This window comes from Streptomyces sp. NPDC097640 (assembly GCF_040302705.1).
In the GTDB taxonomy this organism is placed as follows: domain Bacteria; phylum Actinomycetota; class Actinomycetes; order Streptomycetales; family Streptomycetaceae; genus Streptomyces.
The window spans coordinates 147,860-163,010 of the sequence record NZ_JBEOSB010000016.1 but is presented as its reverse complement, the minus strand read 5'-3'; the positions used below and the strand labels follow the sequence as shown (position 1 = coordinate 163,010).

At 72.7% G+C, this 15,151-nt stretch carries 16 protein-coding genes; 7 read left to right on the top strand and 9 right to left on the bottom strand.

Annotated features, from left to right (window positions below; translation table 11 throughout):
* Positions 1-189: 189 nt before the first annotated feature.
* Complete coding sequence (locus tag ABTY62_RS25315; RefSeq protein ID WP_352131720.1) at positions 190-1,599, top strand: cysteine desulfurase/sulfurtransferase TusA family protein; 1,410 nt, start codon at positions 190-192, stop codon at positions 1,597-1,599.
* A gap of 78 nt (positions 1,600-1,677) precedes the next feature.
* Here ABTY62_RS25315 and ABTY62_RS25310 read toward each other — a convergent pair whose 3' ends face one another.
* Positions 1,678-2,655: a carbohydrate kinase family protein gene (locus tag ABTY62_RS25310; protein WP_352131719.1), complete on the bottom strand. Its 978-nt coding sequence runs from the start codon at positions 2,653-2,655 to the stop codon at positions 1,678-1,680.
* A 239-nt stretch (positions 2,656-2,894) separates the two neighbouring features.
* Between ABTY62_RS25310 and ABTY62_RS25305 the strand changes: the two genes are divergently transcribed.
* Positions 2,895-4,400, top strand: a complete 1,506-nt coding sequence (locus ABTY62_RS25305; protein WP_352131718.1) for a hypothetical protein — start codon at positions 2,895-2,897, stop codon at positions 4,398-4,400.
* Between the two features lie 83 nt (positions 4,401-4,483).
* Here the strand turns inward: ABTY62_RS25305 and ABTY62_RS25300 are convergent, their stop codons facing one another.
* Positions 4,484-4,837 (bottom strand): HesB/IscA family protein, encoded by a 354-nt coding sequence (locus ABTY62_RS25300; RefSeq protein WP_311724667.1) that lies wholly within the window; start codon positions 4,835-4,837, stop codon positions 4,484-4,486.
* A gap of 227 nt (positions 4,838-5,064) precedes the next feature.
* On the opposite strand from ABTY62_RS25300, the gene nadA reads away from it, so the two are divergent.
* Entirely contained in the window at positions 5,065-6,264 is a 1,200-nt protein-coding gene (gene nadA, locus ABTY62_RS25295) for a quinolinate synthase NadA (RefSeq protein WP_502997513.1), read from the top strand.
* A 97-nt stretch (positions 6,265-6,361) separates the two neighbouring features.
* Here nadA and ABTY62_RS25290 read toward each other — a convergent pair whose 3' ends face one another.
* Genes ABTY62_RS25290 through ABTY62_RS25275 form a run of 4 tightly spaced genes read right to left on the bottom strand, consistent with a single transcriptional unit; the run spans position 6,362 to position 9,430 of the window.
* The gene (locus ABTY62_RS25290; RefSeq protein WP_352131716.1) at positions 6,362-7,042 is read right to left on the bottom strand and encodes a response regulator transcription factor; all 681 of its coding nucleotides are present in this window, start codon (positions 7,040-7,042) and stop codon (positions 6,362-6,364) included.
* Positions 7,039-8,325 (bottom strand): sensor histidine kinase, encoded by a 1,287-nt coding sequence (locus ABTY62_RS25285; RefSeq protein ID WP_352131715.1) that lies wholly within the window; start codon positions 8,323-8,325, stop codon positions 7,039-7,041. Before ABTY62_RS25285 ends, ABTY62_RS25290 begins: the two co-directional genes overlap by 4 nt.
* 29 nt (positions 8,326-8,354) lie before the next feature.
* Positions 8,355-8,633 carry a PspA-associated protein PspAA gene (gene pspAA / locus ABTY62_RS25280; RefSeq protein ID WP_352131714.1) on the bottom strand — a complete coding sequence of 93 codons (279 nt, stop codon included), beginning with the start codon at positions 8,631-8,633 and terminating at the stop codon, positions 8,355-8,357.
* A 29-nt stretch (positions 8,634-8,662) separates the two neighbouring features.
* On the bottom strand, positions 8,663-9,430 hold the full coding sequence (locus ABTY62_RS25275) for a PspA/IM30 family protein (protein WP_352131713.1): 768 nt from the start codon (positions 9,428-9,430) through the stop codon (positions 8,663-8,665).
* A gap of 254 nt (positions 9,431-9,684) precedes the next feature.
* Here ABTY62_RS25275 and ABTY62_RS25270 point away from each other — a divergent pair, with 254 nt between their 5' ends.
* Together ABTY62_RS25270 and ABTY62_RS25265 are read left to right on the top strand one after the other, a co-directional pair.
* Complete coding sequence (locus ABTY62_RS25270; RefSeq protein WP_311724661.1) at positions 9,685-10,281, top strand: DUF3043 domain-containing protein; 597 nt, start codon at positions 9,685-9,687, stop codon at positions 10,279-10,281.
* Between the two features lie 53 nt (positions 10,282-10,334).
* Entirely contained in the window at positions 10,335-11,069 is a 735-nt protein-coding gene (locus tag ABTY62_RS25265; protein WP_352131712.1) for a class I SAM-dependent methyltransferase, read from the top strand.
* Positions 11,070-11,092: 23 nt separating this feature from the next.
* Here ABTY62_RS25265 and ABTY62_RS25260 read toward each other — a convergent pair whose 3' ends face one another.
* Positions 11,093-11,302 (bottom strand): hypothetical protein, encoded by a 210-nt coding sequence (locus tag ABTY62_RS25260; protein WP_352131711.1) that lies wholly within the window; start codon positions 11,300-11,302, stop codon positions 11,093-11,095.
* A gap of 118 nt (positions 11,303-11,420) precedes the next feature.
* Here ABTY62_RS25260 and ABTY62_RS25255 point away from each other — a divergent pair, with 118 nt between their 5' ends.
* Complete coding sequence (locus tag ABTY62_RS25255; RefSeq protein WP_352131710.1) at positions 11,421-12,620, top strand: bifunctional adenosylcobinamide kinase/adenosylcobinamide-phosphate guanylyltransferase; 1,200 nt, start codon at positions 11,421-11,423, stop codon at positions 12,618-12,620.
* 13 nt (positions 12,621-12,633) lie between these two features.
* Here the strand turns inward: ABTY62_RS25255 and ABTY62_RS25250 are convergent, their stop codons facing one another.
* Both ABTY62_RS25250 and ABTY62_RS25245 read right to left on the bottom strand, forming a co-directional pair.
* Positions 12,634-13,266 carry an NAD(P)-dependent oxidoreductase gene (locus ABTY62_RS25250; RefSeq protein ID WP_352131709.1) on the bottom strand — a complete coding sequence of 211 codons (633 nt, stop codon included), beginning with the start codon at positions 13,264-13,266 and terminating at the stop codon, positions 12,634-12,636.
* Entirely contained in the window at positions 13,263-14,171 is a 909-nt protein-coding gene (locus tag ABTY62_RS25245) for an EamA family transporter (RefSeq protein WP_352131708.1), read from the bottom strand. Before ABTY62_RS25245 ends, ABTY62_RS25250 begins: the two co-directional genes overlap by 4 nt.
* Positions 14,172-14,251: 80 nt before the next feature.
* On the opposite strand from ABTY62_RS25245, the gene ABTY62_RS25240 reads away from it, so the two are divergent.
* The gene (locus ABTY62_RS25240) at positions 14,252-15,142 is read left to right on the top strand and encodes a LysR family transcriptional regulator (protein ID WP_352131707.1); all 891 of its coding nucleotides are present in this window, start codon (positions 14,252-14,254) and stop codon (positions 15,140-15,142) included.
* Positions 15,143-15,151 lie beyond the last annotated feature (9 nt).

Genomic DNA, 15,151 nt, shown 5'->3' with positions numbered 1-15,151 from the left:
TCGCCGCCCCGGTGCGGGCAGGGGTTTGGATGTTTATGCGGAGCAAACCCTACTGGACGCCATTTAGGGCCGCGCGGGGAGGGTGCCCAACGCGCCGAGGGCCTCCCCGAAGAGGTGGAGGAACCTGTTCGAAGCGGCTTTCAAGAGGCGGAGCAGATACTTCCGCAGACGGGGACTAGCGTTCTGTATGTGCCATATTTCGACGCCGCTTCGTCCGCCCCGCTGCACCCCGTCGCCCGCCAGGCGCTGCTCGCCGCACTCGACGAGGGCTGGGCCGACCCGGCCCGCCTCTACCGCGAGGGGCGGCGCGCCCGGCTGCTGTTGGACGCCGCGCGGGAGGCGGCGGCCGAGGCCGTCGGCTGCCGTCCCGACGAACTCACCTTCACCCCTTCGGGTACCCGCGCGCTGCACGACGGGATCGCCGGAGCGCTCGCGGGCCGCCGCCGGGCCGGCCGCCATCTGGTCGTCTCCGCCGTCGAGCACTCCGCGGTGCTGCACGCCGCGGCCGCGCACCAGGCGGGCGGCGGCACGGTCGCCGAGGTGCCGGTGGACGGCGCCGGCCGGGTCGCGCCCGGCGCGTACGCCGCAGCCCTGCGCGACGCCCCCGGCCCGACCGCCCTGGCCTGTCTCCAGTCCGCCAATCACGAGGTGGGGACGCGGCAGCCGGTGGCCGAGGCCGCGCAGGAGTGCCGGGCGGCGGACGTGCCGCTGCTGGTCGACGCCGCGCAGTCGCTGGCCTGGGGCGCGGTCGCGGGCGACTGGTCGCTGCTGACCGCGAGCGCCCACAAGTGGGGCGGCCCGCCCGGCGTCGGGCTGCTGGCCGTCCGCAAGGGCGTGCGCTTCGCGGCCCACGGCCCGGCCGACGAACGCGAGTCGGGCCGCGCCCCCGGCTTCGAGAACATCCCGGCCGTCGTCGCGGCCGCGGCCTCGCTGCGCGCCGTACGGGAGGAGGCCGCCGCGGAGGCGGAGCGGCTGCGGGAGCTGGTGGACCGGATCCGCACCCGGGTGCCGCGGCTGATCCCCGACGTGGAGGTGGTCGGCGACCCGGAGCGGCGGCTGCCCCATCTGGTCACCTTCTCGTGTCTCTATGTCGACGGGGAGACGCTGCTGCACGAGCTGGACCGCGCGGGCTTCTCCGTCTCTTCCGGCTCCTCGTGCACCTCAAGCACCCTGACGCCGAGCCATGTGCTGCGCGCGATGGGCGTGCTGTCCGAGGGCAACGTCCGCGTCTCGCTGCCCCTGGGGACGCGCGAGGAGGACGTGGAGCGCTTCCTCGCCCTGCTGCCGGACCTGGTGAGCCGGGTGCGCGGCCAGTTGGGCGCGCCGCGGTCGGAGGAAGCGGCCGCGGCCGGCTCCGCGGGCGGCGGCGAGGAGGCGGAGTTGGTGGTCGACTCGCTCGGCAAGCTCTGCCCGATCCCGGTCATCGAGCTGGCCAAGGTCATCGGGGAGGTCCCGGTCGGCGGCCTCGTCACGGTGCTCGCGGACGACGAGGCCGCCCGGCTGGACATCCCGGCGTGGTGCGCGATGCGCGGCCACGAGTACGTGGGGGAACGCCCGGCCGACCGCGGCACGGCCTACCGCGTTCGCCGCCGGTCGTAGGCTCCGCGGGGCGGAGCCCCTCACGCGGCGGAGCCGCATATCGATGCTGCGGGAAGGGGCGGGTAGGGGAAAGCCGCCTCAGCCGCTGATGTGGGGCTGGATCTCGGAGGCCGCCTCCTGGCCGTACGCCTTGGCGAAGCGCTCCGTGAAGTGACCGCGCCGCAGCTCGTACTCCTGCGGGCCGAGGGTCTCGATGACCAGCGTGGCGAGCATGCAGCCGACCTGGGCCGCGCGCTCGAGGGAGAGGTCCCAGGCGAGCCCGGAGAGGAAGCCCGCGCGGAAGGCGTCGCCGACGCCCGTCGGGTCCACCTTCGCCTCTTCCTCCGGGGTGCCGACGACGATCGGCTGCTCGCCGGCGCGGTCGATCCGCACGCCCTGCGCGCCCAGCGTGGTGACGCGGGTGCCGACCTTGGCCAGGATCTCGTCCGCCGACCAGCCGGTCTTGGACTCGATCAGCGCGGCCTCGTACTCATTGGTGAACAGATAGGCCGCGCCCTCGACGAGCAGCCGGATGTCGTCGCCGCCCATCCGCGCGAGCTGCTGCGAGGGGTCCGCGGCGAAGGGGATGGAGCGCGTGCGGCACTCCTCGGTGTGACGGACCATCGCCTCCGGGTCGTCCGCGCTGATGAGGACGAGGTCGAGCCCGCCGACCCGGTCGGCGACGGGCTGGAGCTCGATCTGGCGGGCCTCGCTCATCGCGCCGGTGTAGAAGGACGCGAGCTGGTTGTGGTCGGCGTCGGTGGTGCACACGAAGCGCGCGGTGTGCAGAACCTCGGAGATATGGACGGACTCGGTGTCCACGCCGTGGCGGTCCAGCCAGGCCCGGTAGTCCGTGAAGTCCTTGCCCGCCGCCCCGACCAGGATCGGGCGCAGCCCGAGGACGCCCATGCCGTAGCAGATGTTGGGGCCGACGCCGCCGCGGCGGATGTCGAGGTCGTCCACCAGGAAGGAGAGGGAGACCGTGTGCAGCTGATCGGCGACCAGCTGGTCGGCGAAGCGGCCGGGGAAGGTCATCAGATGGTCGGTGGCGATGGAGCCGGTGACTGCGATACGCACGGCTGGTCTGCTCCTGCGGACGAAGGAGGAAAACGGACGCCTTACGCTATCGGCTCCGTCACCCCCGTACGAACGGATGAAACCCCCCGATAGTAGCCCTTTCCTTACCGCCTGCACGATGCATACGGTGGCCGTTACGGCGCCTGGAGGAACCACGTGCCACTTGGCTCCGTCTCAGCGACGTCCCCCTTGTAAGGGGTGGGACGGTACAGCTTGAGCGGAGCCGAAGGAGCGAAACGGTGAGCACCGACGACACCGACACCCCCAAGACCCCCGAGAGCGAGGATCCCCGGCCGCGGCGCCGTTCGCCACTGGCCGTCGCCTCGGTGGCGGCGGCGGTGCTGGTCGCCGGTGGCGGTGGGGCGTACTGGGCCTCGACCGCCGCGGGCGGCGGCACGCAGGACCCGGGCGCCGCACAGAAGGACGGCTCGCCCGAGCCACTCGCGCTGGACGGATACGGGTCCGCGGGCCGGCCGGGCGTCGCGCCCGGCGAGCCGAATCCGTACGGCCAGCGGTACAAGGCCGTGGGCAAGCTGCCCGAGGGGCCCGACTCGGCGGCGGTGTACCGAGCGGGCGACACGGTCACCAAGGCCGAGGTGGCGCGGCTGGCCAAGGCCTTGGACGTCTCCGGCAGCCCGCGCGTGGACCACGGCGTCTGGCAGGTCGGGGGCGCCAAGGACGCGATGGGCCCGGTGCTCCGGGTGAGCCGGAAGGCGCCGGGCGGCTGGTCGTACACGGCATACGGGTCGCCCGGCGGCACCTCGTGTGTGGAGCTGCCGGACACCGGCTCGGACCCGCAGTCCTCCGACGCGAAGGGGGGCTCCAAGAGCTGCCCCTCGTACCGCGACGGAGCCTCCGGGCCCAGGGGCTCCAAGGGGGCCAAGGGGTCCGGGAGCGACTCGGCCGTCTCGGAGCGCAAGGCGGAGCGCGCGGCCCAGCCGGTGCTGGAGGCGCTGGGACTGGACGGCGCGAAGCTGGACTCGACCCAGCTCTACGGCGCGGTGCGGGTGGTGAAGGCGGACCCGGTGCTGGACGATCTGCCGACGCACGGCTGGCAGACGAGTGTGCAGGTGGGCGCCGACGGACAGCTGGTCGGCGGCGCCGGTCTGCTGGCGAAGCCCGAGAAGGACGACACCTATCCGCTGATCGGCGCGGCCGAGGCGATCAAGGGGCTCAACAAGGGCCTCGACAAGGGCGACGACAAGGGCAGCGACAGCGGGCCCGCGGAGCCGCAGAAGGCCGAGAAGCCCGAGGAACCCGAGAAGGCCGAGAAGGGCGCCAAGGCCGCCGAGGTCCCGGTGCACAAGGCGACCCTGGTCCTCGCGGCGCGCTCGGTGGACGGGCGGCGGGCGCTGGTGCCGTCCTGGCTGTTCCAGGCCGGGCCGTCGGGGAACACGGTCAGCTACCCCGCGGTCGACCCGAAGTTCATCAAGGGGAAGTCCTCCGGCTCCGCCCCGTCCACGGGGACCGGCAGCGGCCGGGTCGACGACATCACCTCGTACAGCGTGTCCGGCAAGACCCTGACGGTGCGCTTCTGGGGCGGGGTGTGCGAGTCGTACTCGGTCTCGGCCGAGGAGTCGGCGTCGCAGGTGAAGCTGGAGATCAAGGGCAAGCGGCTGCACCCGGGCCGGCCCTGCATCCTCATCGCCAAGCTGATCGAGAAGAAGGTCGAGCTGGACAAGCCGCTGGGCGACCGCAAGGTCGTGGACGCCAGGACCGGCCAGGCCGTGCCCAAGCGGACATAGACTCACGCCGCGCTCGGACGCGCAACGCCGAAGGGGCGGCCCGGCCGGGCCGCCCCTTCGGCGTCTGTTCGGCTTCCGACAGCTCAGCTGAAGGAGTCGCCGCAGGCGCAGGAGCCCGTGGCGTTCGGGTTGTCGATGGTGAAGCCCTGCTTCTCGATGGTGTCGACGAAGTCGATCGAGGCGCCGTTCAGATACGGGGCGCTCATGCGGTCGGTCACGACCTTGACCCCACCGAAGTCCTTGACGACATCGCCGTCGAGGGAGCGCTCGTCGAAGAAGAGCTGGTAGCGCAGGCCGGAGCAGCCGCCGGGCTGGACGGCGACGCGCAGCGCGAGATCATCGCGGCCCTCCTGCTCCAGCAGGCCCTTGACCTTCGACGCGGCGGCGTCGGACAGGATGATGCCCTCGCTCGCGGTGGTCTCGTCCTGAACGGTCATCTGCTTCTCTCCCGGGTCGTACGGACTGCTTGCCGTCGGCTCAACCAACGGCGTCCCGGATTCATTCCGGGGGTGGGCGCTTTTCTCCCGCGCTGTTCATGCTCGCACACGCGGGCGGCGCTCCGGAATGCGTCACATCGACGCGATGGCCATCGTCAAAGTGACATGAAGCGGATATGATAGATAGCGTCATTTTGACGATTAAGGGTCCCCGTGAAGAAAGAAGGGTGCGTGACGTGACCACCGCCCAGCCCCTCGACGTCCAGCCGACACCGCTCGCCCTGCTCCTCCTCGGCCGGGAGGCCGACCCCAGGAGCGAGCGCGGTGTGGAGTGCCCCGGCGACCTGCCCGCGCCCTCCGACCCGGACCTGGTGGCGCGCGCCCGCGCGGCCAAGGCCGAGCTCGGCGACCGGGTTTTCGTACTGGGCCACCACTACCAGCGCGATGAGGTCATCGAGTTCGCCGATGTCACCGGGGACTCCTTCAAGCTGGCCCGCGACGCGGCCGCCCGGCCGGACGCCGAGTACATCGTCTTCTGTGGTGTCCACTTCATGGCCGAGTCCGCCGACATCCTCACCGGCGACAGCCAGCAGGTCATCCTCCCCGACCTCGCGGCGGGCTGCTCGATGGCCGACATGGCCACCGCCGAGCAGGTCGCCGAGTGCTGGGACGTGCTGACCGAGGCCGGGGTCGCGGGCGCTACGGTGCCCGTCTCCTACATGAACTCCTCCGCCGACATCAAGGCGTTCACCGGCAGGCACGGCGGCACCATCTGCACCTCGTCCAACGCGAAGCGGGCGCTGGACTGGGCCTTCGAGCAGGGGGAGCCCCGGCAGAACAAAGTGCTGTTCCTGCCCGATCAGCACCTGGGGCGCAACACCGCGGTGCGCGAGATGGGCCTGTCCCTGGACGACTGCGTGGTCTACAACCCGCACAAGCCGAACGGCGGCCTGACCGCCGACGAGCTGCGCGCCGCCAAGATGATCCTGTGGCGCGGCCACTGCTCGGTGCACGGCCGCTTCTCGCTGGACTCGGTCAACGAGGTCCGCGAGCGCGTCCCGGGCGTCAACGTCCTGGTGCACCCGGAGTGCAAGCACGAGGTCGTGGCGGCCGCCGACCACGTGGGCTCGACCGAGCACATCATCAAGACCCTGGAGGCCGCGCCGGCCGGGTCGAAGTGGGCGATCGGCACCGAGCTGAACCTTGTCCGACGACTGGCGAATCGTTTCGCCAGTGAGGACAAGGAGATCGTCTTCCTCGACCGCACGGTGTGCTTCTGCTCCACCATGAACCGGATCGACCTGCCGCACCTGGTCTGGTCCCTGGAGTCGCTGGTGGCCGGCAAGGTCGTCAACCGGATCCAGGTCGACAAGGAGACCGAGGCCTACGCCAAGCTCGCCCTGGAGCGCATGCTGGCGCTGCCGTAGCGCGCACCAGGCACAAGGCACAAGGGCCCGGGGTGACAAGCCCCGGGCTCTTGTCCGTGGTCCCTTGTCCCTCGTCGAGGCTGTCCCTCGTCGAGGCTCACGCCCGGGGCCGCACCAGCCCCGTCTCGTACGAGATCACCACCAGCTGGGCCCGGTCGCGGGCGCCGAGCTTGGCCATCGCGCGGTTCACATGCGTCTTGACCGTGAGCGGGCTGACCTCGAGCCGCGCCGCGATCTCGTCGTTGGACAGCCCGCCCGCGACCTGCACCAGCACCTCCCGCTCCCGCCCCGTCAGCGCGTCCAGCCGCGCCGCGTCATACGCGCCCGCCTCCCCGTCCCGCGAGCCGCTCTGCGCCAGGAACTTGGCGATCAGCCCCTTGGTGGCGGCCGGGGACAGCAGCGCCTCCCCCGCCGCCGCGATCCGGATCGCGGCCAGCAACTCATCGGGCTCGGCGCCCTTGCCCAGAAAGCCGCTCGCACCCGCCCGCAGCGACTCCACGACGTACTCGTCCACCTCGAAGGTCGTCAGCATCACCACCCGGACGTCCTCGAGCCGCGGATCCTCGCTGATCATGCGGGTGGCGGTCAGCCCGTCCGTACCGGGCATCCGGATGTCCATCAGCACCACATCGGCGCCGCGGTCGCGGGCGATCTCCACGGCCTCGGCGCCGTCCGAGGCCTCGCCGACCACCTCCATATCCGGCTCGGAGTCCACCAGCACCCGGAACGCGCTGCGCAGCAGCGCCTGGTCGTCGGCCAGCAGCACCTTGATCGTCATGAGACCCCTTCGCCCCCTGTTCCCCGTACTCCGCTCTGTTGACGCGACTCCCCTGTCCGCGCCTGCAAGGGCAGTCTCGCCCGGACCCGGAAGCCGCCCTGCGGCCGGGGTCCCGCCTCGCAGCTGCCGCCCAGCGCGGCGACCCGCTCCCGCATCCCGATCAGCCCGTGTCCGCCGCCGGGCTCCTCCGCCGCGGGCTGCTCCTCGGCGCAGGGGCCGTCGTCATCGACGGTGATCAGCAGCACGGCCGAGGTGCGCACGATCCGGACCTGCGCCTTGGCGTCCGGCCCGGCGTGCTTGTGCACATTGGTCAGGGCCTCCTGGACGATCCGGTACGCGGTGAGGTCCGCGGAGGCCGCGAGCGGGCCGAGCCCGTCCCGGGACACCGCCTCCACCTCCACCCGCAGACCGGCCCGTACGAACCCCTCGACGAGCTGGTCCAGCACCGCCAGCCCCGGGGCCGGCTCGGTGGGCGCGGCCGGGTCGCCGTACTGCCGCAGCAGCCCGACGGTGGCGCGCAGCTCGTCCAGCGCCGAGCGGCTGGCCTCCCGTACATGCGCGAGCGCCTGCTTGGCCTGGTCCGGGCGGCTGTCCATGACGTGGGACGCGACCCCGGCCTGGACGTTGACCAGCGCGATGTGGTGGGCGACCACATCGTGCAGCTCGCGGGCGATGCGCAGCCGCTCCTCGGCGACCCGGCGGCGGGCCTCCTCCTCGCGGGTCCGCTCGGCCCGCACCGCCCGCTCCTCGATGGCCGCGATATAGGCGCGCCGGCTGCGCACCGCGTCACCGGCCGCGGCGGCGAGACCGGTCCAGGCGAGGACGGCGAAGTTCTCCTGGGCGTACCAGGGGTGCACCCCGAAGAGCATCGCGGCCCCGGTGAGCACGGCGACGGTGGCGAGGCCGACCCGCAGCGTGGTGGGCCGGTCGGTGCCGGCGGCGACGGTGCACAGGGCCACCACGGCGCCGAAAACGATCGAGGTGCGGGGCGGCCCGTCCTGGGAGGTGACGATCTCCACCATGGTGATCGCGCCGGTGAAGCCGAGGACGCCGATCGGGAACCGGCGGCGCAGCACCAGCGCGGCGCCGGCCAGCGCGGCCAGCAGCACGAACAGCGGGCCGATCGGATGGCGTCCGGTGTGCGGGCTGGCCGCCGCGCCGATCAGGATCAGCGCGAAGGTGAACACGGCCAGCAGCGTGTCCAGAGCGTGCGGGTGCGCGCACAGCCAGCGGTACGGGCGGGCCAGACCCGGCCCGACGGCGAGGGGAGTCACGACACCCAACGGTAAGCGCTGCACCCCGCTGGCCGGCCTCAGCCCGGGATGAGGCCGTCGTCCCTGAGCATGGCCTGGACCTCCTGGAGCGTCGCGTCCGAGCCCGGCAGGATCAGCTCCGACGGCTCCAGCGCGTCGTCGGGCAGCGGCTCGCCCAGCGAGCGCACCGAACCCAACAGCGCGGCGAGCGTGCGCCGGAAGCCGTCCTCGTCGCCGCTCTGCACCTCGGCGAGCAGCTCGTCGTCGAGCTTGTTCAGCTCGGTCAGGTGGCCGTCGTCCACCCGCACCTGCCCCTCCCCCATGATCCGTACGATCATGACGACCTCCTTCGGGGCCGGGTGGACTTTTACTTGTCCAGATTGTGGCGGGGCTGCTCCTGCTCCTGCTTCTTCTCCCCGCTCTCGATGGCCTGCTGCGGGGCGCCGCCCGCCAGCTCGGCCTTCATCCGCTGAAGCTCCAGCTCCACGTCCGAGCCGCCGGAGATCCGGTCCAGCTCCGCGGCGAGGTCGTCCTTGGCCATGCCGGAGGGGTCGTCGAGCGCGCCGGAGGCCATCAGCTCGTCGAGGGCGCCGGCCCGGGCCTGGAGCTGCGCGGTCTTGTCCTCGGCGCGCTGGATCGCCATGCCGACGTCGCCCATCTCCTCGGAGATGCCGGAGAACGCCTCGCCGATCCGGGTCTGCGCCTGGGCCGCGGTGTAGGTGGCCTTGATGGTCTCCTTCTTCGTACGGAAGGCGTCCACCTTGGCCTGGAGCCGCTGCGCGGCGAGCGTCAGCTTCTCCTCCTCGCCCTGGAGCGTCTGGTGCTGCGTCTCCAGGTCGGTGACCTGCTGCTGGAGCGCGGCACGGCGGGACAGCGCCTCGCGCGCCAGGTCCTCGCGGCCCAGCGCGAGCGCCTTGCGCCCCTGGTCCTCGAGCTTGGTGGACTGCCCCTGCAACTGGTTGAGCTGGAGCTCCAGGCGCTTGCGGGACGTGGCCACGTCGGCAACGCCGCGCCGCACCTTCTGAAGCAGCTCCAGCTGCTTCTGGTACGAGTAGTCAAGGGTCTCGCGCGGGTCCTCGGCCCGGTCCAGGGCCTTGTTGGCCTTCGCGCGGAAGATCATCCCCATACGCTTCATGACACCGCTCATGGGCCTCGCGCGCCCCCTTCTGACGGACTACGGACTACCGGTTCCAGCACATCCAACAGACCCAGCCTACGGGCCCTGCATCCATTACCGCACTGTTCCGACCCGCTCGCGCTCCTCCTCCAGGACGATCGACTCCCCCGGCGCCTCCGGCGCAAGGAGGAGTGGGAGGAGTGGACCGCCGTTGCCGGATCGTTCCCCCTGGGGCTGGGGCCCACACCCGCAAACCCGTACCCTTGGGCTTTGTGTTCCGTAGCCGTTCAAAGGACGAGCAGGCCGCCACCGCCAAGGTGATCGCGGACCAGCCGCAGCAGACCCGTGACCCGCAGGCTCCCAAGGGCCGCCCGACTCCCAAGCGCAGCGAGGCCCAGTCGCAGCGCCGCAGCCTGGCGAACTCGCAGATGAGCCGCAAGGACGCCTCGCGGCGCCAGCGAGAGTCCCGCCGAGCCGACCTGGCGCGCCAGCGCGAGGCGCTGGCCGGTGGCGACGAGCGCTATCTTCCGGCCCGTGACAAGGGTCCGGTGCGGCGCTTCATCCGCGACTACGTGGACTCCCGCTTCCACGTCGCGGAGTTCTTCCTGCCGCTGGCCGTGGTGATCCTGGTGCTCAGCATGATCCAGGCCGGTGCCATGCAGACCTATGTGCTGCTGCTCTGGATGCTGGTCATCCTCCTGATCGTCGTCAACTCGATCGTCCTCTCCTTCCAGCTGAAGCGTCAGCTGCGCAAGCGGTTCCCGGACGAGAGTCTGCGCGGCGCGGTGCCCTACGCGCTGATGCGCACGCTCCAGATGCGCCGACTCCGGCTGCCCAAGCCGCAGGTCAAGCGCGGACAGCGGCCCTGAGCGGGTCCGGTTTCACCGGCGGGGCCGACAGCTGGCTGAGCGGCCTCGGGGGCTTGCGGAACACCGTCCGACAGGCGCTGGTCGCCCGTCAGCTCGACGAGCGGCTCGCGGCCCACTTCCCGGTGGGCCGCCGGCTGCGCGTGCTCGACGTCGGCCTCGGCCAGGGCACCCAGGCCCTGCGGCTGGCCCGGGCGGGCCACGAGATCACCGGGCTCGAGTCCGACCCGGCGATGCTGGACGCGGTCCGCGATGCCCTGTCGAAGGAGCCCGCGGGCATCCGGGAGCGGGTGCGCCTCATCGAGGGCGACGGCCGGGACACCGGCGCGCACTTCCTGCCGGGCGCCTTCGATGTCGTCCTGTGCCATGGCGTGCTGATGTACGTGCCCGAGCCCGACCCGATGCTCGCCGCCCTGGCCAGGGTCCTGGCGCCCGGCGGCCTGCTCTCGCTCCTGGTGCGCAACGCCGACGCGCTGGCGCTGCGGCCGGGGCTCACCGGGGACTGGGACACCGCGCTCGCCGCGTTCGACTCCCCCGTCTACACCAACCGCATCGGCCTGCCCGCCCGCGCCGACCGGCGCGAGACGCTGACCACCACGCTCACCGCGATCGGCGCGCCGCTGCACACCTGGTACGGCGTGCGGGTCTTCACCGACCTGGCCGCCGACGACGCCCCGGCCCCGGCCCCGGACGACTGGGACCGGCTGCTCGCCGCGGAGGACCGGGCCGGCCGCACCGACCCCTACCGCGCGGTCGCCGCGCTCCTCCACCTGTGCGGGGTGCGCGGCTGAGTCAGCCGCGCACCACCCTCACCTCACCCCTGCTCGGCCCGCAGACTCATCGGCCCGTAGATCTTCGACTCGTCCTCGAACAGGGTCACCTGCTCCGCCCCTCCCTCCAGCAGGGCTCTCCACTCCTCCCCGATCCACGACTCCGCGTCCCCTTGTGTCGTGAACTCATCGGGCTGCACCGCGGGCTTCGTCTCCGTGCCGTCGGACTTCTCGAACCGCCATGTCCACACCATGTCCGCCTCCTCCATCCCGCCGGTCACATCATGTCTGCCCCGCAGACTAGGGGACTGATCACTCCCGACGGGGTGACCTGAGCGCGCCCGCCGCATCAGGGCGCGAGACGATCAGGGCGTGGAACTCACTCTCCTGGGCACCGGCGCCCCCGACGGACTGCCCCGCCACGGCTGCCCCTGTGCGGCCTGCGCCGCCGCCGTGGGCGACGAGGCGCGGGCCGCGACCGCACTGCTGATCGACGGCGCGCTGCTGCTCGACCTCACCCCGGGCGCGGCCTTCGCCGCCGCGCGCGCCGGATACTCCCTGACCGGCGTCGTGCAGGTGCTCCTCTCACACCCCCACGAGGGCCCCGCCGTCGAGTTCCCCGCCGGGCTGCCCGCGCCGGGCCGGGTGCCGGACGGCCGCGAGCTGGCCCTCATCAGCGGCCACCGGGTACGCGCCCTCCCCCTGGACTCCCCCGGCACCGGCTACGAGGTCACCGGCCCCGACTCCACCCGCCTCCTCTACCTCCCGCCCGGCGCGGCCCTCGCCGGGCTGAACGGCCCCGCCGAGCCCTACGACATGGTGCTGCTCGACGTCCTCGGCCGCCCCGGCGCGCTGGCCCATCTCCGCGCCACCGGGGCGGTCGGCCCGACCACCGACGTCCTCGCCGTCCACCTCGACCACACCGTCCCGCCCGGCCCCGAGCTGCACCGCCGGCTCGCGGCCGCGGGCGCGCGGGCCGTACGGGACGGCGAAACCGTCGTCGTCGGCGAGTACCACGCGGTGCCGGACCTGCCCCGCCGCACCCTCGTCCTCGGCGGCGCGCGCTCCGGCAAGTCCCTGGAGGCCGAGCGGCGCCTCGCCGCGCTCCCCGACGTCCTCTACGTCGCCACCGGCGGCACCCGCGAGGGCGACCCCGACTGGGCCGCCCGCATCGCCGCCCACCGCGAGCGCCGCCCCGGCTCCTGGCGCACCACCGAGACCTGCGACCTGCCACCGCTGCTCGCCCAGGACGGCGGGCCGCTGCTGATCGACTGCCTCGCGCTGTGGCTCACCGACGCGATGGACTCCGTCGGCGCCTGGGACGACGACACCTGGGACCACGGCGGCAGGCGCGCCCTCCACGAACGCGTCGACGCCCTGATCGCCGCCCTCCGGGCCACCACCCGCACGGTGGTGGCGGTCAGCAACGAGGTGGGCTCCGGCGTGGTCCCGGCCACCGCGTCGGGGCGCCGCTTCCGCGATGAACTCGGCCGCCTGAACGCGGCGTTCGCCGCGGAGTGCGAACAGGTCCTCCTGATCGTGGCCGGCCAGGCCCTGTCCCTCCGCGGCTGAGGCCCCACCGGGCCTAGTAACCAACCGTGAAGTGCTTGTCCTCCCGCGGGTTCTCGAGCTCGTCGAGGACGGCCACGGCGAGGTCTTCGGCCGAGATCCGGGACGTGCCGTCGGTTGTGGCGATGAGCGTGGTGGTGCCGCGTCGGTACGTTCCGGTGCGGTGTCCGGGTTCGAGGACGGCCGGCGGGCTGAGATAGACCCAGTCGGCCGGGTGCGCCCGGCAGGCGTCCAACTGCGCGTGGCTGGCGGCGGCGATGGCGCGGTACGGCTCCGGCACGTACTCCGGGCTGTCGACGACGAGCCGGTCGGGGCTCCCCGGGAGCCGCAGGGGGGCGGCGCCGCCGACGACGAGGATGCGCTTCCTGGCCTTCGCGGCCGCGTCGAGCAGCGCCGTCGTGGCCGGGACGGCGGTGTGTTCGTGCCCGGGGGCGGGGCGGGTCGCGGCCACGATCGCGCCGGCGCCGTCGAACAGTGCGCTCATCCGGCCGACGTCGTGCGCGTCGCCCTCGACGGCGGTCACTCCGGCCGGCAGGGCGGCGGGCTGTCCGCTCCGGAACACCGCGACGAGGTCATGGCCCCGGCGCGCGGCTTCGTCGACCACGCGTGAGCCGACCATGCCCGCGGCCCCGACAACAGCGATCTTCATCGAGAGATCCTTTCCGATACGGGCGTTGAAACAGCGTCAGATGAGCGAGTGGGCGCGGGAAGCTGCCCCGCGACGATCGCGGCGAGGGCGAGGCCGAACCCCATGAGCTGGACCGGGCCGAGGGTCTGGCCGAGCAGCGCGGCGCCGAGCGTGGCGGCGACCAGCGGCGAGAGCAGGCCGAGGACCGCGACCGAGGTGACCGGCAGGGTGGCGATGCCCTGGAACCACAGGACGAAGGTGAGCAGACCGCCGACCAGCCCCAGCCACAGATAGCCGAGGGCGGCGGTCGGGTCGATCGCGGGAGGCGCTCCCTCGGCGAGAAAGGTGAGGGGCGCCAGGAACAGCCCTCCGGCGGTGAGTTGCCAGCCGGTGAAGGCGAGGGGGCTGACCCCTTCGGGGCGTCCCCAGCGCTTGGTGAGCGTCACGCCGAGGGCCATCGTGGCCGCGCCGGCGAGGCCGGCGACGATCCCGGCGGTGTCGAGCGCCGCGTTCGGCCCGATCACCACCAGGCCGACCCCGACGACGCCCGTCACGCCCCAGAACAGGCGCCGGGCGGAGAGGCGCTCGTGGAGCACGGACACGGCCAGGACGGCGACGATGAGCGGCTGGGCCGCCGACAAGGTGGCGGCGACGCCTCCCGGCAGCCGCTCGGCCGCGATGAACAGCAGCGGGAGGAACAGTCCGATGTTCAGCACGCCGAGCGCCGCGGCCTTCCCCCACCAGGCTCCGCGCGGCAGCGTCCGGGTGAACGCCAGCGCGATCAGTCCGGCGGGCAACGCGCGCAGGAGTCCCGCGAACAGGGGGTGTCCCGGCGGAAGGAGTTCGGTGGTGACGATGTAGGTCGTGCCCCACACCGCGGGAGCGAGCGCCGTCAGCGCGGTGCGGGGCAGGTTTCGGCTTGTCATGCTTCGCAGTCTCACCGCGGCACGATCGATGAGTCCAACACATGTTTGTCACTTCATCGATCTCGATTCAAGATGGATCCATGGAGCTCCAGCAGATGCGTTACGTCGTCGCCGTCGCCGAGACGAACAGCTTCACCCGGGCCGCCGAGCGGTGCCTGGTCGTGCAGTCCGCCCTCAGCCACCAAATCGCCCGCCTGGAACGGGAACTCGGCGCGAGGCTCTTCGAACGCACCAGCCGCCGGGTGCGGCTGACGCCGGCCGGTGAGGCGTTCCTGCCCGCCGCCCGCCAGTGTCTGGGCGCCGCCGAACGCGCGGCCGCCGAGGTCGCCGCGGCCGTCGGCGAGGTACGCGGCCGGCTCGCCGTGGGCCTGATCCCCACCGTCACCGCGGCCGACATCCCGGAGGCGCTGCGCGACTTCCGCGGCCGGTACCCGCAGGTGCGCATCAACCTGCGGGTGGGCGCGAGCGACGACCTGGTCGAGCAGGTCAGGCAAGGGTCCATCGACGTGGCGTTCCTCGGGCTGCCGACCACGGCGCGGCCCCAGGGCGTCGCCGCCCACGAACTCGCCCGCGGCCGGCTCATCGCGGTGGTCGCGCCGGACCATCCGCTCGCCGCCGAACCGGCCGTCGATCTTCGCCGGCTCTCCTCGGAGGTGTTCGTGGACCTGCCCGCCGGGACGGCCGGACGGGCCCAGACCGACCAGGCCTTCTCCGCCGCCGGCCTCGTCCGTGACGTCGCCTTCGAGGTGACCGCCGCCGACTACATCGCCCGGCTCGTCGGGCCGGGCCTCGCCGTGGCCATGCTCCCCGCCGCGTACGCGCCTCAGCTCAGCGGCGTCACCACCATCGAGGTCACCGACGCCCCGGACCGCGTCGAGTACGTCATCTGGAGCCGCTCCGGCCGCACACCGGCGGCGACCGCGTTCCTCGGCGTTCTCGACATCGCGACGGAAGATCGACAGGACGCATGAACCGAACCA